Genomic DNA, 18,090 nt, shown 5'->3' on the forward strand with positions numbered 1-18,090 from the left:
ATTCTGGGATCTCAGGTGAGCGACGACAATTCCAGCCCGCTCGTGAATGACGCCGGCCGGGAGGACAGCGGATCGGTGAACTCGATGTGCCGGGCAAGGAGTTGCAGGGGTTTCGAGTAGTCGTCCTCCTGCTGGGGTTGCAGGACGGGGTAGAACGGGTCGTTGACGATTCCGAGGCCCAGGCCCGCCATGTGAAGCCGCAGCTGGTGCGTCTTGCCGGTGTGCGGTTGCAGCCGGTAGCGGCCCACGCCGTTGTGTTCCCCGATTAGCTGCACCCGCGTCTCCGCGTTCGGTTCGCCGGGGACCTCCTGCGCGAGGAGGTAGTCGCGGGACTTCACAATGCGGCTATGGACGGTGCGCGGGTGCGCGTCGAGCTCCAACGAGGCGTCGATACTGGCAGCGGCCTCATACTCCTTGCGGATGCGGCGATTCTCGAACAGGAGCTGGTACGCGCCGCGCGTCGCCGGGTTGGTCGAGAACATCAGGATTCCGGCGGTCATCCGGTCGAGGCGGTGCATGGGAATCAGGTCTGGCAAATTCAGCTGCACCCGCAACCGCACCAGCGCCGACTCCGCCACGTACATGCCGCCCGGCGTGGTGGGCAGGAAGTGCGGTTTGTCCACGACCAGCAGGTTCTCGTCCTGGTGCAGGATGCTCAGTTCCACCGGCAGGCGCTTCTCCACCGGCAGTTCCCGGTAGTACCAGATGAACGTGTGCTCGCTGAGGGGAGTCGCCCGGGTGAGCCGCTCGCCTCCCAGGGCAACCACTTCACCGCGGTCGAAGCGCTCGGCAATTCCGTCCGGATCCACATGGTTCCAACGGTCCAGAATGTACTCCAGCGCGGTGTCCCACGGCCCCTCCGAGGGAAGTCGAAGCCGCGTGGCGTTCACGCCGTTGCGCACGGGCAGAGGGGATTGCATCACCTGTCAAGGGTAGCGGGAGCCGGTGACAACACGCTCTCAGCAACCCACGATCCGGTAGAGGGCGGCTTCCCCCTCGCTGTCCACGCGTTCAAACCCGTTCTCCGGGATCAGATTCTGCAGCCCCGGCACAACCTCCGTTTCCCCTGGGTGCACGGAGTTGATCCCGAAATCAAGGACGTATCCCACCCCCATTTCGTCCACAGCAGGGCAGACCTCCTGGTTGGTGGTGAGCTCATCCAGGGACTCGTAGATGATCTTGCCGGCAGCCGATGCGGGAAGGGTTCCGTACGGCAGCAGCGTGGGGATGCCCGTGTAGGAGTAGGACAGCGACGCACCGGTCAGCGGCACCCCGACGATGCCTTCTCCCTCCTCCACAGTCTCCGGCAGGCGCTCGATGAGCGCGAGCTCATCCTCAGTCAGCAGTTGCGAATCCCCGGTGAACCGGTACTTCGCGGCGGCTTCCGTCACTCCGCGCTGCACCGCTCCCAGCGGCGCCAGCAGCACACCCACAACAACCAGCACGACGACGACGGCGGCGCCCCGCTTCCTGCTTTCCTCACGGAGGAGGGAGCGCACCTTCGGCCGGCGCTTGGCGGTGTCGACGAGGGCCACGGCTCCGAGGGACGCGATGATGATCCCGGCCACGGGCAGCATGGCGCTGATCCGGAAGTAGTCGTTGTACCAGACGCCGGCCACTATCCACCGGAGGTCCGGGGCTTCCTTCCAGTTGGCGACCACGAACAGCATCGCTGCGAAACCGTACAGGGCCAGCGTCCAGCGGTGCCGTTTGCGGCGGAGCACGACCACGGCTCCGAGCAGTGTCAGCGCCGCGACGAGGAAGGCTGGGGGCCGGAACAGCGGGGAATGCAGGACCACCTCGAGCAGGGCGAAGCCGACGTTACCGAGTTCGTCCCAGTTGTCCGAACTGCCGCGCGCGGGGCGAAGCCGCATCCAGGCAACACTGAGGACCAGCAGGAAAACCGCCGTCGGCAGGAGGGTGCGCCAGGCCGGCTCGCCGCTCCGGCGGAGTCTGCTGTACGCGGCTGCGAGCACCATGGGCAGGCTGAGGCCGAGTGCGCCGACGACCGACGACGGGTGGGCCAGTGCCAGCCCCGGCAGAACTCCGAGCAGCAGCAGGAGGTTGGCCGCCGTCGTCGTACGCAGGGGCGCGCCGACACGCATCAGCTGCACCACCAGCCCGAGCACTCCAGGCAGCAGGGCGATGGACAGCATGAACGGGTAGACGACGCCGAATTCGTACAGAAGGTAGGGGAAGCCGCTGTAGGCGCCGGACAGCACGGCGGCGCTGAGTAGGGCCGCGCGGCGCTCGCCGGTCACGCGGGTCACGAGGAAAAGGCACCCGATGCACCAGATGGCCAGGACAATGGCGAGATTCACCACGTTGATGGCTGCCGGTATGGACAGACCGGAGGACATCAGGACCACCGATACGATGGCATGCCATCCCGCCGGGTAGAACGTGGCCGCCCGTGTTCCGAGGTACCCGAGGTCCAGGGAGGATGCGTTGCCGGTTTCCGCGATATAGCGGATGGCATTGAGGTGGAAGATGTTGTCGTGTGATTGGGCGATGTTTTCCGGGTCGCCGAAAATCCACAGCGTAATCAGGCCGACCGGGATTGCTGCAACGGTCCACGCAGCAAGGGTTCGCCGCAGCGGCCCGCCGGGGTCCGAGGCGACCGCATCCCCGAAGCGTCGCCGGATGAGCCAGAGCAGCAGTGCCACGGCGGCCGTGACTCCGAGCAGCGGCACCAGCGACCAGCGGACGCCCACCAGCGCCGCCGACTCGGAAGCGATGACCACGGCACTGACGCTCAGCGGACCGGCCAGGGCAAGCAGGGTAAGGCGGCGGAGGCCGAAGATCGCACCCCACAGCAGGCCGGGGCCAAGGAGGACCAGCAGCGCAACGAGGAAGCCGGGCAGCGTGCTGAGCCAGCTCATGGTCTCCCCCGGTAGTTAGTGCGGATGGTGCCGATGATCATGTGGGCGCGGATCGAGCTCACGCCGTCTCCCGCGCTGGCTGGCAGTGCGGGCAGTGGTAGAGCACCCGCTGTTCCAGCTCGTTGTCGCCGAGCTCGCTGCGCACCACCCGGGTTCCGCAGCGCAGACACCCCCGGTCCGTCCGCCCGTACACCCACAGCGGATCACGCAGCAGGGACCCCGTGGTGACGCGCGTGGACCGGTCCTTGTTCACCTCGAGCAGACGGTGCGCGAGTTCCACCATCCGCGGCAGGTTCCTGACTTCGCCCACCGGGGTGAGCGGATGCTCCCCGGCGAGGAAACACAACTCGCATCGGTAAACGTTACCGATGCCGGCGAGGTTCCGCTGGTCAAGCAGCGCCAGGCCCACAGGGCGGCCGGGGTCAGCACGCAAGCGACGCAACGCCTCCTCTGCGTCCCAGTCAGGTCCCAGGAGGTCCGGGCCGAGGTAGCCGACGGCGTCCTCCTCCTGCCGCTGCGGGATGATGCGGAGGAATCCGAGTTCAAAGCCCACGATTGTGGAGGTTTTGGTTTCCAGGATGCAGCGCGCCTTGAAGGCCGGTCGCCGCCACTTGCCGCCCTTCGGATAGACGTGCCAGAGGCCCTCCATCTTCAGGTGGGAGTGAATGCTCCACTCGTCCTCCACATGGATGAGCAGGTGCTTGCCGCGCGCAACCACGTCGCGCACCGTCCGCCCGGTGAAGTCCACCGTGGCGAACTTCGGCACGCGGATGTCGCAGCGGGTGAGCTCCTTGTCGTGAAGTGCGCGGTCGAGGTCCCGGGCAGCGCGCCAGACCGTATCTCCCTCAGGCACGGATCCTCAGCCCCCGGGGCGTGCTGTAGAAGCCGGCGTCGGCAAGTGCGCGCCCGCCGGGGGAGTCGAGGACCGATTCACCGTTGATTTTTTCGACAGCCATCTTGTCCGCCGCCCCGTGGCGGATCGCGGCGACCAGCGCCTCCGCTGCGGCGGCGAGTGAGCCGGTGTCTTCGGTGTAGGTCAGCATCGTCTTTCCGCCGCGCTCAACATAGAGCGCCAGTTGCCCGTCGACGAGTACCACCAAGGCGCCGGCTTTGCGGCCGGGCCGGTGCCCGCCCTCGTGCGGGGGCCATCCCAGCGCCGCGCCGAAGGGGTTCGCCGGGTCCGTGGCAGCAAGCGCAACGGTGACCGGCTTCGTCGCGAGGGCGGCGTCCGGGCGGGCGTCCGCGCTTAAGGAGCGCAGTCGGTCCACGGTGGCCGGCACCGCGAACTGCGCCGCACCGAGGTGCTCGATGAAGTAGCCGCGCCGGCAGCGACCCATCTCCTCCAGGCGGGACAGCATCTTGTACATGAGCCCAAACCCACCCGGTATACCTTCACTCGCAACCGAACCGCGGGTGAGTACGCCGTAGCGGTCCATGAGCAGTTCCGCGGTGGCGTGTGCCCGGATGGTGGTGTCACTCTCCATGGCCGGCAGCAGCGACCACCGCCCGGCCACCTGTGGAGGGGTGCTGCGCTGGTAGCCTGTGCCGCCGTCGTTCCCGGCTGACAATGAGGCCGTCCGCAGGCTGCCGCCGGTCAGGGACGGCGCCCTGCCCAGCCGTCCCATCCGGGCGGTCCGCGCTCGCGGAGTGGGGGTGCGCTGCTTGTGCGCGGTTTTCCCCCCGGCCAGCAGGGAACGCACCGGAGTAAACGTGTCATTGCCGATCCGGCCGGCCCACACGAGGTCCCACAGGGCCGCGGTCACCGCGCCGTCTGCGGGCTGGTCCCCGTTGGTCAGCCCCTGAACAAGCTGCCGGAAGAAGTAGGCACCGCCGCCGGAAAGCAGGTCAAGGAGCTCCTGCTGCAGAGGGCTGGGCTCAAACTCCGGGTCGGGGCGCAGGGTAAGCGGAGCGTTCTCTGCGAGGTGAAGCGAGATCCAGCCGTCGTTGCCGGGCAGGGAGCCGGCGCCGGACCAGACAACCTCACCCGTCGCGGCCAGCTCGTCCAGCATTGCCGGGCTGTAGTTCGAAACCCGCGTGCGCAGGATCAGCGGCTCCCACGCAGACGCCGGAATCGGCACCCCGGAGAGCTGGTCGATGACCGTGGCCACGCCGTCGAGACCGCGCAGCCCGGAACCGACGTACTGCCACGCGGGCAGGAACCGGCCGTAGGCGGCAGGGTCCACCGGCTCGACTTCGTGGCGCAGGGCAGCCAGCGACCGGCGGCGGAGCCGGCGAAGGACCTCGGCGTCGCACCACTCGCTCGATGCCGCCTCATGGCCGGGGGCCGAAGCCGTAGGCCGAAACTCGCCCTCCACCACCCGGCCATCCGCGACAAGCCGCTGCAGGGCGGTGATGACGACGGCGACACCCAGTCCCAGCCGCGCGGCGGCTTCCGCTGCGGTGAAGGGACCGTGCGTGCGGGCGTAGCGGCCGACGAGGTCGCCGAGCGGGTCCGGAACCGGTTCGATGAACGCCAGCGGAACACCCATGGGCAGCGGCACTCCGAGGGCATCGCGCAGCCGCGCGGCGTCCTCGATGGCTGCGATGCGTTCTTCCCCGGCGACGTTCACCCGCAGTGCCCGGTTGGCCTTGACGAGGGCATCCGCTGACGTGGCGGCTTCCGCGGGTTCCTCGGACCGTTCGGCGATCTCGGCGGGCGTCAGGGGGCCGAGCAGCCGCAGCAGGTCCGCCACGCCCTCGAGGCCCCGCGCTTTCCGGTCGGGAGCGAGGCGCTGAAGTTCCTGTTCGGTGTCAGCGATGACGCCGGCATCGAGGAGTTCACGCAGTTCCGCCCGGCCGAGCAGCTCGTTGAGGAGAGTGGGGTCGAGCGAGAGCGCAGCGGCGCGGCGCTCGGCGAGCGGTGAATCGCCCTCGTAGAGGAAGGACGCGACGTACCCGAACAGCATGGTGCGCGCGAATGGCGAGGGTTGGGAGGTGGTGGTCTCGACAATCCGCAGTTCACGGCGGTCGATCTGCGCGGCGATGTCCTTGAGCGCCGGAAGATCATAGACGTCCTGGAGGCACTCGCGGACTGTCTCAAGGATGATCGGGAAGGTGGGGAACTTGCGGGCCACGTCCAGCAACTGGGCGGAGCGTTGCCGCTGCTGCCACAGCGGGCTGCGCTTGGACGGATTGTTCCGGGGCAGCAGCAGCGCCCGTGCAGCACATTCACGGAACCGGGAGGCAAAGAGCGCGGACCCGCCCACCTGCGCCGTGACGATGCCGTCCAGTTCCTCCGCATCGAAGAGGAACAGGTCAGCGCCGGGAGGCTCGTCCTCCATGAGGGGCACGCGCAGCACGATGCCGTCATCCGAGGCCATGGCCGAGCCGTCCATCCCGTACCGCTGCTCAAGGCGGGCGCCGACCGCGAGCGCCCACGGCGCATGTACCGGCATGCCGAACGGGCTGTGGAGGACTACACGCCAGTCGCCCAGCTCATCATGGAAGCGCTCAACCACCAGCGTGCGGTCACTCGGCACCACTTCGGTGGACTGCTGCTGCTCACGCAGATACGCGAGCAGGTTGCCGGCCGCCCACTCGTCCAGGCCGCTCGCGCGGCACCGGGCCGCGGCGTCGTCCTCTGATGCATTGGAAAGTTCGCGGACAAACTTCCCGAGTGCCCGGCCGAGTTCCACGGGTCGGCCCAGGGAATCGCCCTTCCAGAAGGGAAGCTTGCCCGGCTGCCCGAACGCGGGCGAAACCAGCACGCGGTCATGGGTGATGTCCTCGATGCGCCAGCTGGTTGCACCGAGGGCGAAGACATCACCGACACGCGACTCGTAGACCATCTCCTCGTCCAGCTCACCCACCCGCCGGCCGCCGCGGTTCGATCCGGCGTCCTCCGATCCCACGAGGTAGACGCCGAACAACCCGCGGTCCGGGATGGTGCCGCCGGAGGTGACAGCCAGGCGCTGGGCGCCGGGCCTGCCGGTGATGGTCCCTTCCACCCGGTCCCAGATGATGCGCGGCCGCAGTTCGGCGAATTCATCCGACGGATACCGGCCGGCCAGGAGATCGAGGGTTGCCTCAAAGGCGGAGCGGGGGAGCGTGGCGAAGGGTGCGGATGCGCGGACCACATCGAACCATTCCTCCACATCGATGGTCTCGAGGGCGGTGGCCGCGACGGTCTGCTGGGCAAGGATATCCAGCGGGTTGGTGGGAATGTAGAGCGGTTCGATCTGGCCGGCCAGCATCCGCTCGACGGTGACGGCGGTGTTCACGAGGTCCCCGCGGTGCTTGGGAAACAGCACGCCCTCGGAGACCTCGCCCACCTGGTGCCCAGCGCGGCCCACCCGCTGGAGACCGCTGGCCACGGAGTGCGGCGACTCGACCTGGATGACCAGGTCAACCGCGCCCATGTCGATGCCCAATTCCAACGACGACGTCGCCACCACGCAGCGCAGCCGGCCGGACTTCAGGTCATCCTCGATGAGCGCCCGCTGGTCTTTCGACACCGATCCGTGGTGGGCCCGGGCGAGCAACGGCTCGGCACCCTCGGTCTGACCAGCCTGCGCCATCAGTTCGGCGGGCGTGCGCTTCGGTTCGGTTTTTGCCACCGCGGGCGAGTTCACCGCCGCATCTGCCGGCGGATTCTGAGGAGAATCTGCAGGCGAATCCCAGAAGGATGCGGCCTCCAGTCGGTCAGCATGAATCTCGTTCAACCGCGCGGTGAGCCGCTCGGCCAGCCGGCGGGAGTTGGCGAAGACGATCGTTGACCGCTTGGTCTGGATCAGGTCGACGATCTTCTCTTCCACATGAGGCCAGATGCTCGGCGAGGCAGTGGGGCCGCCGTCGTCGTCGTCGTTGGTGGGTGCGCCGCCCAGCTCGGTCATGTCTTCCACGGGAACGGTGACCGTGAGGTCCCACGATTTCTTGGAGGGCGGCGCCACGATCTCCACCGGAGCATTCCCTGCGAGGAAGCGGGCAACCGTTTCCTTGGGCTCGACCGTTGCCGAGAGGCCGATCCGCTGCACCGGCTTCTCCAGCATCGCATCGAGCCGCGCGAGGGAAACTGCGAGGTGCGCGCCCCGCTTGGTCCCCGCGACGGCATGGACCTCGTCGACGATGACCGTGTCCAGATCCATCAGGGTTTCCCGCGCCCGGGACGTGAGCATGAGGAAGAGCGACTCCGGCGTGGTGATCAGGATGTCCGGCGGCCGGGTGAGCAGGGTGCGCCGCTCGGCCTGGGGCGTGTCGCCGGAGCGCACGCCTACGGAGACGGACGGTGCCGGCAGGTCAAGCCGTTTGGCGGTTTGGGTGATGCCGATCAGCGGCGCGCGCAGGTTGCGCTCCACATCGACGCCGAGCGCCTTCAACGGAGAGATATACAGGACCCGGGTGGACCGCTTGCCCTCAACCGGCCGTGCAATGAAGCTGTCCAGCGCCCAGAGGAACGCCGCGAGGGTCTTACCGGAGCCGGTTGGCGCGACGACCAGCGCGTGCGAGCCCGCGGAGACGGCGTTCCAGGCGCCCTCCTGAGCCGGGGTGGGTGCGGAGAAGGCGCCCTCGAACCACTGGCGTGTGGCGGGCGTGAATTTCTCAAGCACCGATGTCATCGATTCATCATCTCCTACCCCTCCGACATTCTGTCAGCTGCGGTGGGAGCCCGTGATGCGGGAGAGTCCGCTGTTAGGGGGACAGCGGTTTCGTGGGAGCGACCGTCATGAGCACGATGTCCTCAGCCGCGCACGCCGAGCCTGCCTGATCCACGACCAGCGACTCGGTGTCATTCGGCGGGTATACACGCAGGCCCGCAACGTCCGTCAGCTGGCAGTCCGCGCCGTAGTTCTGTGCGTTTGTCTGCTTGACGGGTGCAAGAGCGGATTCGCCCGGCGCCAGGATCACCTCGGCGGATTCCGCAGACTCGCGTTCGGCGGGCGCGCCCACCTGGTTGCCGGCAGCATCCACGTAGGAGACGCCCGGATAGCCGGTGATTTCGCATTCTTCTTCCGCCGTGTTGGTAAAGATGATCTGGCGATAGACGCTGCCCGCGGCGCCGCCGCCCATTTCGGTTTCGAGGACGGCGCTGAGCATGTCGGCAGTGCAGACGCCGTCCGCAGGGGAAGCCGTCGGGCTCGCATCCGGCGAGGCGGATGGAGTGGGCTCGCCGCTCTCTGAGGGCTCTGCGGAGGCGGACCCCGAGGCCGATTCCGAGGTCGATTCCGAAGGCGTCGGCTCAGCTCCCGCCGTCGGCTCAGCTCCCGCCGTCGGCTCCGCGCTCGCCGACGACGCCGGACTGGTCTCCTCTGCTGCCGGCCCACCCGAGGCGCAACCCGTCAGGGCGAGCGTGCCAAGAGCGACGGCGGCGGCGAGCAGACGGGGAGCGTGGACGCGGGTAGTCATGGAACCACCCTTATGGGGAACGTTCCCTGCGTCAATCAGCCCCGACGGTGCGTGGCCAATTGATTCAGGGAACGTTATGTCCTTACGCCTTGGCGTTGCGCGTCCGCAGAAGGGCGATAACGCCGGCAGTCAGCCCGAGCAGGCCGGCTCCGAGTCCCACGTAGCCCACGGTGGAGGCGCCGGAAGAGTCATTGCTGGCAGATGCACTTTCCAAATCAGCTTCTTCCGTAGTTGCCGCCGTGTCGGTTGCAGCCTCCTCCGCGTGGCCGTCCTCCTCCGCGCCAGTCAGCGTAATCGTGGGCGCGGGAGCTTCGAGGCTGTGCGGGTCCTCGCCCTCGGCGGGAATCTCGGCCCAGTCGGTCTCGCCCTCCACACAGCCCTGCAGCACGGGGAACGCGAGCGTCTCACCCTCGCTCTCCGGCAGCTGAACAGACATGTCGAACTGCTGCAGGTAGCCGTCCTCCACAGGGGTCTCGGCTGTGTATACGATCTGCCCGACGCGCTCGGTCACGCTGCTTCCGTTATCCAGGGTCAGCGGCTCATCGAGCGTCTCCGTCACCTTCTCCACCGTCCAGCCGGGAACGATCTCCGGCTTGGCGTCCACCAGGGGTTCCGGCAGGGAGATGGTGAGCTTGTTGGTGGGCGAACCCTCGCAGTCGTGCGAGAAAGACACAGTCAGCAGGGCGTGTGCGCCCGCCGCCGTGGTGTCAGGGGTGATGTTGACGTGCGCTGCCGCTCCTGCGAGGCCGAGGCCCATCAGGCCAGTGGTTGCGGCGGCTGCGGTCAGGGTACGGCGAACTGAAGTTTTCATGGTCTTACCTCTCAAAGGTGCTTGTCTGCACGACAAGCTGAAGTGTGGAAGGGCGCTGGTGCGGCGCCGGTGTTGGCTAGTGAGAGGTGGACAGGGGCGGACCGCGCAGCGGTCTCGTGCTCAGCAGCGGCGCGAGGTAGTCGTGTACGGGAGCTGCGGGAATGACCGGGAGATCTGCCAGCGGCGGAAAAGTCACCAGCCGTGGCAGTGCGGTAAGCGGCCGCAGCCACTGCGCAGCCAGTTCCAGTGCCGTTTCCCCGTGATAGAGCATCAGCGCGGTGACGATGACAGCGCCCGCGTGCGCCGCGAGCATGAGCGGGCTGTCGAACATGGAAAAGGCATGGGCGTGCTCCATGCCGCCGGTGGCCGCGCAGGAAACCTGTTGCGGACCGAAGTGGACGCTGGAGGCAGGGACGCAGGCCGCCGTCGTCGTTAGCGTTGTAAACGCCTGGTGAAGCAGTAGTTGACCGGCGCCGAGGATGCCGAGCACGGCGGGAAGTGCCAGTTTCTTCCGCGAGAGGACGGTCACGGCCAGCAGGGTGGTAACCGCGAGTGTTCCGAGGATGAGCGGGCTGGGAAGCGCCGCTCCACCGGCAAGGTGGGCGCCTGCGGCAAGAAAGAAGACAACGACGGCGGTGGCAACCGCGCGTACTAAGCGCGCGTGTGTGCTGGCCATTAGTCTCCTCCTCCCGCAATTGCTGTTCTACTTCACGTAGAAGTAGTGGGCTCTTCCTACTCTATTCGCTGCCGCCGACGGTTTGGCTCGGTCCTGTACTGCTTGTGATGGTACGAACGGTTACTCGTGATGGTACGGGCGGCGCCCTGCAATTTCCTGGGACCGGTAGAGCTGCTCGGCCAGGATGAGTCGGACCAGCTGGTGCGGGAAGACGAGCGGTGAGAGAGACCAGACAAAGTCGGCGCGCTGGTGCACCTCAGGATTGACGCCGTAGGCTCCGCCGATGATCAGCGTGACGTTACGGGAGTTGTCGAGAGGCTGCTGGAGGCGGGCAGCGAGTGTGGGGGAGTCCACGGCCTTGCCCCGCTCATCGAGGAGGAAGACGTAATCGGTAGCGTTCTTCCCGCCAAGCCGCTCGAGGAGGCGTGCCGACTCCTCGTCCCGAGCGGTGTCGCCTTCGCGGGCGGAATGCGGGATGAGCTGCCAGGAGAGGTCAAAGGGCTTCTTCAAACGCTTCTCGTAGCGGGCAATGCCTTCGGCGACCCAGGGTTCGTGTTTCCGGCCGACGGCCAGCGCGCGTAATGCCATGCCCCAACGCTAGCGCCGTCACGCAACGAGTCAGCAGCCGTAGTGCCGCAAAGGACACGATGGCTGCTGACTCGATGTGGGCGATCGCGTTAAGCAGCGCCGAGCTGCTTGAGGATGCCTGCCTCATCAGAGGAGCCCCAGCGTTCCACGATCAGCCCTTCCTCGAAGCGGGCCACCTGGATCCCGCGGATGCGGATGCTGCGTCCGGTTGGTTCGATACCTTGAAACGGACCCTGGTGTGTGCCGGCGAGAGTCAGTACTACGGTGACCTTGTCCTCGTCGGCCATCAACACTTCAGGATTGAGCTCGAGGTCCGGGAAAGCGGTCAGGAATTCAACCCAGAAGTCGATGATGCCGCGAACACCCCGAGCTGCGTCGGGCGCGGGATCGTGGTCCACGACGTCCTGCGCGAACACTTCATCCAGCCGGTCGACCTGCCGGTCCGCGATGATGGATCCGAGCTTTTCCTGTGCCTTGAGATTGATTTCGCTTGACATGTGGTCCTCCTTGATAGTCAGTAGACTTACTAACCACCCTTGCGGCAAAGCTCACTTCACGCAACCCGTGGGGTCGATTCCACGGCCATGAAGTGGGCTGAGCGTAGGGTTCAAGTCGGACGATAGGAGCACTTCATGAAGAAAATTCTCATGGTACTGACCAGCGTTTCCGAGATCGGCGATACGGGAGAGAAGACCGGCTACAACGTCGCGGAGGCTGCGCATCCCTGGAAAGTCTTCAAGGATTCCGGGCATTTCGTCGACTTTGCGTCCATCAAGGGCGGCCAGCCCCCGCGTGATGAGGTGGATTCCGAGGACCCTATCCAGGTTGCCTTCACCGAGGACGAGGTCACGCGTGCCGGTCTCTACAACACTGCCCGCGTCGACGTCGTTGATCCTGACCAGTACGACGCCGTCTACCTCGTGGGCGGCCACGGCACCATGTGGGACTTCCCGGACAGCGAAGGGTTGCAGAACCTGGTGGCCAGCATCTACAACGCCGGCGGCGTGGTGGGCGCGGTCTGCCATGGACCGGCCGGCCTGCTGAACGTGGAACTGGAGAACGGGTTCCGCCTCGTCGAGGGCCGGGAGGTGGCCGCCTTCACCAACGACGAGGAGGTCGCCGCAGGGAAAGATAAGGTCATCCCGTTCTTTTTGGCGGACCGGCTTGAGGAACAGGGCGCCACCCACGTCTCTGCGGACGTCTTCGCGGAAAAGGTCATGGTCGATGGCCGGTTGGTGACCGGCCAGAATCCGGCCTCAGCTGCTGGAGTGGCCAAGGAAATGGAGAAGCTTTTGGCCGAGGTCATCCACCAGGAAAAGGCCGAGGAACAGCACGACGCGGAGGCTCTGCGCGCTGAGAAGGATGCCAGGAAGACCGCTTCGGCGGACACCGAGCACTGAGCGGTTGGCCTGGCCCGCTCTTGGGCAAAACAAAACCCCTGCCTCCCGTCTAACAAAAACGGGAAGCAGGGGTTTTCAGGTGGCGGTGACGGTGGGATTTGAACCCACGTTGGCTTTTACACCAAACAACATTTCGAGTGTTGCACCTTCGGCCGCTCGGACACGTCACCAACGCCAACACTTTACCGGCTGAGGGACTCTCCGCCCAAAACGGAGGGCGTTAGAGGTCGACGACGTCGTTCTTCCCCGGATCAGGGCGCTCGCCGGTGACCATGCCCTTGGCAATCTCGAAAGCAGCCACTACCCGCGGAGTATCAAGGGACCAGTATTCAGCGGTATGGGCGTCCACCTTGATGAGGGCAACAGACGGATCATCCTTGCCGTCGAACCACGGCTTGACCGAAGAGCTCCACAGCTCATCAATCTTCGCGCGATCCTTCGTCAGCGTGGCCGTCCCCGCTACCGACAGGTAGCCCTTGCCGCTGCTGATTGAGACGTTGACCTGCGGGTTGGCGCGGATCTCGTCCGCCTTCGGGGAAGGGTCATCCGTGAAGAACCACAGATCGCCGTCGAACTCCGCCTCCTGCACCGCCAGCGGCCGGCTGACCAGCTGACCCTGCGCGTTCACAGTGGTAAGGATCGCGATATCAGCGTCCTTCACGATCTTGGCGATCTCCTTCAGGCCGTTCTGCTGCTCATTCATTGCTGCTCCCTATCTGCCGCGGTGGCGTGATTGATAAGTACACTTAGCAATCACACTACGTCAGCGCCTGCGAATAGCGAAGAACTCCTTCAACAGGGCGCCGCACTCGTCCTCACGGACGCCGGGAAAAACCTCGGTCCAGTGGTTCAGCCGGCGCTCTCGCAGCACATCAAACACTGACCCGGCGGCGCCCGCCTTCTCATCCCAGGCGCCGAAGACCACCCGTGGAATCCGCGCCAGTACGCTCGCTCCCGCGCACATAGAACACGGCTCGAGCGTCACCACCAGCGTGCAGCCCTCCAGCCGCCAGGCGCCCAGTGCTGCAGCCGCCCGCCGGATAGCCAATACTTCCGCGTGGGCGGTGGGATCGCCGGTTGCCTCACGCTCATTCCAGCCGGTGCCCAGCACCGTTCCGTCAGAACCGACGACGACGGCGCCAATCGGCACGTCCGCCGTCTCGCCTGCCTGCCGGGCCGCCTGCAGTGCCAGCTCCATCCACGCGGCATGGTCCCGCTGTACGGGGGCGGGGTGAGCGGACATGTGCCAATGATACTTTTGAGCAATGCGCGTTCTGGTTGTCGACCATCCCCTGGTGTCCCATAAATTGACGGTCCTGAGGGACAAGAACACTCCGTCGCCGGTCTTCCGGCTGCTCACGGAGGAACTGGTGACGCTGCTCGCCTATGAGGCCACCCGGGATGTGCGCGTTGAGCCCGTGCAGATCGAGACCCCGGTCACCACCACGGTCGGGACCGGGCTGGTCAAGCCGACGCCGCTCGTCGTTCCCATTCTTCGCGCAGGTCTGGGCATGCTCGAGGGAATGACCCGCCTGGTGCCTACCGCGGAAGTCGGTTTCCTGGGGATGGCCCGGAATGAAGAGACCCTTGAGGCGATTACCTACGCTGAACGACTCCCTGATGACCTCACCGGCCGCCAGGTGTTCGTCCTGGATCCCATGCTGGCGACCGGAGGAACCCTTCGCGAGGCCATCAAGTTCCTGTTCCGCCGCGGCGCAGCTGATGTCACCTGCATCTGCCTGCTTGCGGCACCCGAGGGACTCGAGATCCTCAAGCAGGAGCTGGAAGGCAAAAACGTCACCATCGTCCTTGCTTCCATCGACGAGAAGTTGAACGAGAACGCGTACATCGTGCCCGGCCTCGGCGACGCGGGAGACCGCCTCTACGGCGTCGTCGGCTAGCTGGGCCGGTCGTCCATTATTCGGGCCGGCGTTTCTCGAGCCCTCGCAGCATTTCACGGATTTTTAGACGATATGTCACCTGCCGTGTCTTTTGAGGACCCTTTCGTCCTCACCTCCCACGCCTTCATTCGGGGAGTTTGACATTCCGTCTTCGTTCAAGGCGTCCAGCATGCGGACGCCTTATCATTGTTACTTGTGCGTAGCTGATTGTTACGTGCAATAATTCGGATTGTGAACACCAACTCAGCAGCATCTGCAGCCGCAGCTTATTCCCCGGGCATTATGTCCGCGCAGGGATTTCGCTGTTGTCGAATGTGCGCGTAACGGTTTACCCCACCCTCTTACGCATTCCCTAGCCCAACGGCGGGCTCCACAGAAGCTCCATCTCGACCGGGCACACCCCTGCATTCGAGCCGTGATGACGGCGATTCACCATGAGGTTGTTTAAACATGACCGTTTCTTCCGGATACGTCCACATTTCCCTTCGCAACGCACAGGACCGCGCCAGTCTTCAGCGCCAGACTTACGGGCAGCGCCCGGGGTTTCCGAGCTACAGCCAACCGGCCGCACCGTCTTATGCGCCGGCCTACGGACAGTTGAAGCCAGTGCCCACACCTGCTGACTCTGCCAACCCCATTACTGCTCCGGTCCCGGTGGTCACTCCCAACGGGATTCCCGGACCGCAGGCGGTTACGGCGGACACCACCGCGCGGGGTTTCGTCCTCTACGTCGCGTTGGACGAGGACACCGCTGCTGAGCATGACACCACGCTGAGCAAGCTGGCACAGGACGTCCGCGCCTACGTCCGCACCCTTGTTCCCGGCGCTCAAAGCCACGCCGCCGTCGCGCTTGCTCCGGCTGACGCCGTCGGCACTGATATCGATGTTGTCCGACAGGCACTGGGTGATCCGACGGTGAACCGCCGTCCGCGCAGCGAACAGCAGCCCACCCCGCCGCCGGCCCCGCGCCCTACCGGCGTGCTGATCGACCTGTCCCGGCGCGAGGTGCACCTCGACGGTGACATCCTGAATCTGACGTTCAAGGAATTCGAACTCCTCAACTACCTGGTTGAGAATGCTTCCCGGACAGTTGGCCGTGAGGAGCTGCTCAGCGGGTTGTGGCGCAACGCCGACGAGGTTCCGAATGAGCGCACCATCGACGTGCACATCCGTCGCCTGCGCTCGAAGCTCGGCCGCCTGGCCAACACCGTGCGCACGGTTCGCGGGCAGGGTTACCGCTTCTACGAGCACCCTGAAGTTGTTGTGTGGGCCGCTCCGGAGTACTCCATCTAGGGTGCCGCTTTCCACAAAGTAGGGTGAGGGAATGTCCTCCCACCATCTGAAGCGCCTCATGCTCTTGCGGCACGCCAAGTCGGACTGGCATTCGGATGTGCCAGACCACGAGCGGCCACTCAGCGGACGGGGTCATCGGGACGCGCCCCTGATTGGGCGCTGGATGGTGGAGCACGACGCCCTTCCGGACCTCATTCTCACGTCCACCGCGCTGCGCGCGCGGCAGACCTGCATCTGGGTATGCCAGGAACTGGGGGAGAAGGCCCCCACTCCACGGCTCGAGCCGAAGCTCTATGCGGCAACCGCCACGGAGATGCTCACGGTGATCAACCAGGTGCCTGAGACTGCGACGAGCGTCCTGGTGATCGGGCACCTGCCCGGGATCCAGAACCTGGCCATGCGGCTCGCGTCGGTGGACTCCGAAGAGGACGCTGTGGTTGATCTTGCCACCCATTATCCGTCGGCGGGACTCACCGTCCTCAGCCATGCCGGCGAGTGGGGGGAGCTGGATGGGCGCGACGCCGAGGTCAAGAACTTCGTGGTCCGACGCGCCTAGAGTCCGTACTTCTCAAGCAACCGGAGCCACACTTCGCTGATTGTGGGGTACGCGGGTACGGCATGCCAGAGGCGGTGCAGCGGAACCTCGCCGGCAATGGCGATGGTCGCAGCGTGCAGGAGTTCGGCGACGTCCGGTCCGGCGAAGGTTACGCCCACCAGGACCAACCGGTCCTCGTCCACCACCATCTGCGCCCAGCCCGCGTAGCCGTCGGCGTGGAGGGAAGATCCGGCAACAGACAGTTCCAGCGACGTCTCGCTGACGTTCAGCCCGTCCTTGCGGGCAGCCTCGAGTGTTCGGCCCGCCATGGCGATTTCCGGATCGGTGAAGACAACCTGGGGGACGGCATAGGTATCGGCGGTGGCTGCAAACGGCCCCCACCTCTCCGGCGGCCCCTGAAGCTCGCCCTTGGCGCGGGCAACGATCGCATCGCCGGCCATCCGTGCTTCGTATTTCCCCTGGTGGGTGAGAAGCACCTTGCCGGCGGCGTCGCCCACGGCATAGAGCCACGGGTGGCCACTGACCTGGCCGGAGTCATCGGTGTCAAGGTGCTTTGGCTCAAGCCCGAGTTCCTCGACGCCGAGGCCCGTCAGTGCAGGGTGGCGCCCGGTGGAGACGAGCAGTTTCTCTGACTCCACGACGGTTCCGCCGGCGAGGCTCACGCGGAAGCGGCCGCCGTCGTAAGCGACCGATTCCGTACCGGTGTTCAGGTGGAGGGTGACGCCGTCGTGCTCCAGTCCCTTCTGTACCAGCCGCGCTGCGGGCTCCGGGTAGCTGCCTAGCAGTGCGCTCCGGGCGACCAGAGTGACCGCTGAACCCAGCCGGGCGTAGGCCTGTGCCAGTTCGGTGCCCGATACGCCCCCGCCCAGTACGGTCAGCGATTCCGGCACTTCCTTGGCGGACGTCGCTTCCCGCGTACCCCAGAAGTCGAGACCGTCAAGACCGTCGATGGGAGGCACCGTCGGCGTGGATCCGGTAGCGAGAACCACGGCGTGGCGCGCACTCAAGGTGGTCGCGCCGTCGTCAGTGGTCACCTCGACGCGCCGCTCACCGGTGAGGCGGGCATGGCCGCGGACCAGCGCGATGCCCGTGTTTTCCACCCACTCGACCTGCGAGGAATCATCCCAGTGCGATGTGAATTCGTCGCGGCGGGCGAGTACCTCCTGTGCATCAAGAGTGCCGGTGACTGCTTCACGCGAGCCGGCGACCGCGCGTGCGGCGTGCAAGGCGGAACCGGGACGCAGCAGTGCCTTCGACGGCATGCAGGCCCAGTAGGAACACTCGCCGCCCACCAGCTCCGACTCCACGAGTATGGCGGAAAGTCCTCCCTGAATCACGCGCGCGGCAGCGTTTTCGCCCACCGCGCCGGCTCCGATAACAATGACGTCGGTGGTCTGCTCAGCACTCATGGTCCTGAGCTTTGCACTGGACCGACGGCGGGGCAAGCTCTTGAGTGGGGCAGCGGTTAAACGCGAAACCGCCCCGGCTGCCCGGGGCGGTTTGTCTGGTGCGCGCGAAGGGATTCGAACCCCCAACCTTCTGATCCGTAGTCAGATGCTCTATCCGTTGAGCTACGCACGCAGTTCAAAAGCCCTTTGAAGTGACTTTTCCATGGCCGTTTGGCCGTAGACAACTTTACAG

Annotated in this window: 16 protein-coding genes and 2 tRNA genes; 4 read left to right on the plus strand and 14 right to left on the minus strand. The window is 65.9% G+C overall.

What is annotated here, in order from left to right; genetic code table 11:
* Positions 1-11: 11 nt before the first annotated feature.
* The 9 genes from JOD47_RS10610 to JOD47_RS10650 form a co-directional block, all read right to left on the minus strand.
* The gene (locus JOD47_RS10610; RefSeq protein ID WP_204536624.1) at positions 12-920 is read right to left on the minus strand and encodes an RluA family pseudouridine synthase; all 909 of its coding nucleotides are present in this window, start codon (positions 918-920) and stop codon (positions 12-14) included.
* Between the two features lie 39 nt (positions 921-959).
* Positions 960-2,882, minus strand: a complete 1,923-nt coding sequence (locus JOD47_RS10615) for a DUF6541 family protein (protein ID WP_204534147.1) — start codon at positions 2,880-2,882, stop codon at positions 960-962.
* Positions 2,883-2,940: 58 nt separating this feature from the next.
* Positions 2,941-3,735 (minus strand): DNA-formamidopyrimidine glycosylase family protein, encoded by a 795-nt coding sequence (locus JOD47_RS10620; protein ID WP_204534148.1) that lies wholly within the window; start codon positions 3,733-3,735, stop codon positions 2,941-2,943.
* Complete coding sequence (locus JOD47_RS10625) at positions 3,728-8,437, minus strand: ATP-dependent helicase (protein ID WP_204534149.1); 4,710 nt, start codon at positions 8,435-8,437, stop codon at positions 3,728-3,730. Before JOD47_RS10625 ends, JOD47_RS10620 begins: the two co-directional genes overlap by 8 nt.
* Before the next feature lie 73 nt (positions 8,438-8,510).
* A complete protein-coding gene (locus JOD47_RS10630; RefSeq protein ID WP_204534150.1) occupies positions 8,511-9,224 on the minus strand; it encodes a DUF4232 domain-containing protein in 714 nt (237 codons plus the stop codon).
* An 82-nt stretch (positions 9,225-9,306) separates the two neighbouring features.
* Positions 9,307-10,035 (minus strand): YcnI family copper-binding membrane protein, encoded by a 729-nt coding sequence (locus tag JOD47_RS10635; RefSeq protein WP_204534151.1) that lies wholly within the window; start codon positions 10,033-10,035, stop codon positions 9,307-9,309.
* A gap of 76 nt (positions 10,036-10,111) precedes the next feature.
* A complete protein-coding gene (locus JOD47_RS10640; protein ID WP_204534152.1) occupies positions 10,112-10,711 on the minus strand; it encodes a hypothetical protein in 600 nt (199 codons plus the stop codon).
* Between the two features lie 120 nt (positions 10,712-10,831).
* Positions 10,832-11,299, minus strand: coding sequence for a 23S rRNA (pseudouridine(1915)-N(3))-methyltransferase RlmH (locus JOD47_RS10645; protein ID WP_204534153.1), 468 nt, complete (start codon positions 11,297-11,299; stop codon positions 10,832-10,834).
* 89 nt (positions 11,300-11,388) lie between these two features.
* Positions 11,389-11,796 carry an ester cyclase gene (locus JOD47_RS10650; RefSeq protein ID WP_204534155.1) on the minus strand — a complete coding sequence of 136 codons (408 nt, stop codon included), beginning with the start codon at positions 11,794-11,796 and terminating at the stop codon, positions 11,389-11,391.
* Between the two features lie 135 nt (positions 11,797-11,931).
* Here JOD47_RS10650 and JOD47_RS10655 point away from each other — a divergent pair, with 135 nt between their 5' ends.
* Positions 11,932-12,699 carry a type 1 glutamine amidotransferase domain-containing protein gene (locus JOD47_RS10655; protein WP_204534157.1) on the plus strand — a complete coding sequence of 256 codons (768 nt, stop codon included), beginning with the start codon at positions 11,932-11,934 and terminating at the stop codon, positions 12,697-12,699.
* A gap of 80 nt (positions 12,700-12,779) precedes the next feature.
* Here JOD47_RS10655 and JOD47_RS10660 read toward each other — a convergent pair.
* The 3 genes from JOD47_RS10660 to tadA all read right to left on the minus strand — a co-directional run bounded on the left by JOD47_RS10660 (position 12,780) and on the right by tadA (position 13,942).
* Positions 12,780-12,869: transfer RNA gene (locus tag JOD47_RS10660), tRNA-Ser, on the minus strand.
* A gap of 50 nt (positions 12,870-12,919) precedes the next feature.
* On the minus strand, positions 12,920-13,402 hold the full coding sequence (locus JOD47_RS10665) for a pyridoxamine 5'-phosphate oxidase family protein (protein ID WP_204534159.1): 483 nt from the start codon (positions 13,400-13,402) through the stop codon (positions 12,920-12,922).
* A 60-nt stretch (positions 13,403-13,462) separates the two neighbouring features.
* Positions 13,463-13,942 (minus strand): tRNA adenosine(34) deaminase TadA, encoded by a 480-nt coding sequence (tadA, locus tag JOD47_RS10670; RefSeq protein WP_204534161.1) that lies wholly within the window; start codon positions 13,940-13,942, stop codon positions 13,463-13,465.
* Positions 13,943-13,964: 22 nt separating this feature from the next.
* On the opposite strand from tadA, the gene upp reads away from it, so the two are divergent.
* From upp to JOD47_RS10685, 3 genes are all read left to right on the plus strand, one after another.
* Positions 13,965-14,600 carry a uracil phosphoribosyltransferase gene (upp, locus tag JOD47_RS10675; RefSeq protein ID WP_204534163.1) on the plus strand — a complete coding sequence of 212 codons (636 nt, stop codon included), beginning with the start codon at positions 13,965-13,967 and terminating at the stop codon, positions 14,598-14,600.
* Between the two features lie 450 nt (positions 14,601-15,050).
* The gene (locus tag JOD47_RS10680; protein ID WP_204534165.1) at positions 15,051-15,893 is read left to right on the plus strand and encodes a winged helix-turn-helix domain-containing protein; all 843 of its coding nucleotides are present in this window, start codon (positions 15,051-15,053) and stop codon (positions 15,891-15,893) included.
* A gap of 31 nt (positions 15,894-15,924) precedes the next feature.
* Complete coding sequence (locus tag JOD47_RS10685; RefSeq protein WP_204534167.1) at positions 15,925-16,449, plus strand: SixA phosphatase family protein; 525 nt, start codon at positions 15,925-15,927, stop codon at positions 16,447-16,449.
* Here JOD47_RS10685 and JOD47_RS10690 read toward each other — a convergent pair.
* Positions 16,446-17,858, minus strand: a complete 1,413-nt coding sequence (locus tag JOD47_RS10690; protein WP_204534169.1) for a dihydrolipoyl dehydrogenase family protein — start codon at positions 17,856-17,858, stop codon at positions 16,446-16,448. The two genes, JOD47_RS10685 and JOD47_RS10690, sit on opposite strands and share 4 nt — an antisense overlap.
* Before the next feature lie 96 nt (positions 17,859-17,954).
* Positions 17,955-18,030 (minus strand) — tRNA-Arg (locus JOD47_RS10695).
* Positions 18,031-18,090 lie beyond the last annotated feature (60 nt).

The sequence above is a fragment of the Arthrobacter tumbae genome (genome assembly GCF_016907495.1).
GTDB lineage: Bacteria > Actinomycetota > Actinomycetes > Actinomycetales > Micrococcaceae > Arthrobacter_D > Arthrobacter_D tumbae.

Excerpts from the sequence above, each read along its gene's own strand:
- JOD47_RS10610 (WP_204536624.1), bottom strand. The coding sequence starts at position 920 with ATGCAATCCCCTCTGCCCGTGCGCAACGGCGTGAACGCCACGCGGCTT.
- JOD47_RS10615 (WP_204534147.1), bottom strand. The coding sequence starts at position 2,882 with ATGAGCTGGCTCAGCACGCTGCCCGGCTTCCTCGTTGCGCTGCTGGTC.
- JOD47_RS10625 (WP_204534149.1), bottom strand. The coding sequence starts at position 8,437 with ATGACATCGGTGCTTGAGAAATTCACGCCCGCCACACGCCAGTGGTTC.
- JOD47_RS10630 (WP_204534150.1), bottom strand. The coding sequence starts at position 9,224 with ATGACTACCCGCGTCCACGCTCCCCGTCTGCTCGCCGCCGCCGTCGCT.
- JOD47_RS10635 (WP_204534151.1), bottom strand. The coding sequence starts at position 10,035 with ATGAAAACTTCAGTTCGCCGTACCCTGACCGCAGCCGCCGCAACCACT.
- JOD47_RS10640 (WP_204534152.1), bottom strand. The coding sequence starts at position 10,711 with ATGGCCAGCACACACGCGCGCTTAGTACGCGCGGTTGCCACCGCCGTC.
- JOD47_RS10645 (WP_204534153.1), bottom strand. The coding sequence starts at position 11,299 with ATGGCATTACGCGCGCTGGCCGTCGGCCGGAAACACGAACCCTGGGTC.
- JOD47_RS10650 (WP_204534155.1), bottom strand. The coding sequence starts at position 11,796 with ATGTCAAGCGAAATCAATCTCAAGGCACAGGAAAAGCTCGGATCCATC.
- JOD47_RS10655 (WP_204534157.1), top strand. The coding sequence starts at position 11,932 with ATGAAGAAAATTCTCATGGTACTGACCAGCGTTTCCGAGATCGGCGAT.
- JOD47_RS10665 (WP_204534159.1), bottom strand. The coding sequence starts at position 13,402 with ATGAATGAGCAGCAGAACGGCCTGAAGGAGATCGCCAAGATCGTGAAG.
- tadA (WP_204534161.1), bottom strand. The coding sequence starts at position 13,942 with ATGTCCGCTCACCCCGCCCCCGTACAGCGGGACCATGCCGCGTGGATG.
- upp (WP_204534163.1), top strand. The coding sequence starts at position 13,965 with ATGCGCGTTCTGGTTGTCGACCATCCCCTGGTGTCCCATAAATTGACG.
- JOD47_RS10680 (WP_204534165.1), top strand. The coding sequence starts at position 15,051 with ATGACCGTTTCTTCCGGATACGTCCACATTTCCCTTCGCAACGCACAG.
- JOD47_RS10685 (WP_204534167.1), top strand. The coding sequence starts at position 15,925 with ATGTCCTCCCACCATCTGAAGCGCCTCATGCTCTTGCGGCACGCCAAG.
- JOD47_RS10690 (WP_204534169.1), bottom strand. The coding sequence starts at position 17,858 with ATGAGTGCTGAGCAGACCACCGACGTCATTGTTATCGGAGCCGGCGCG.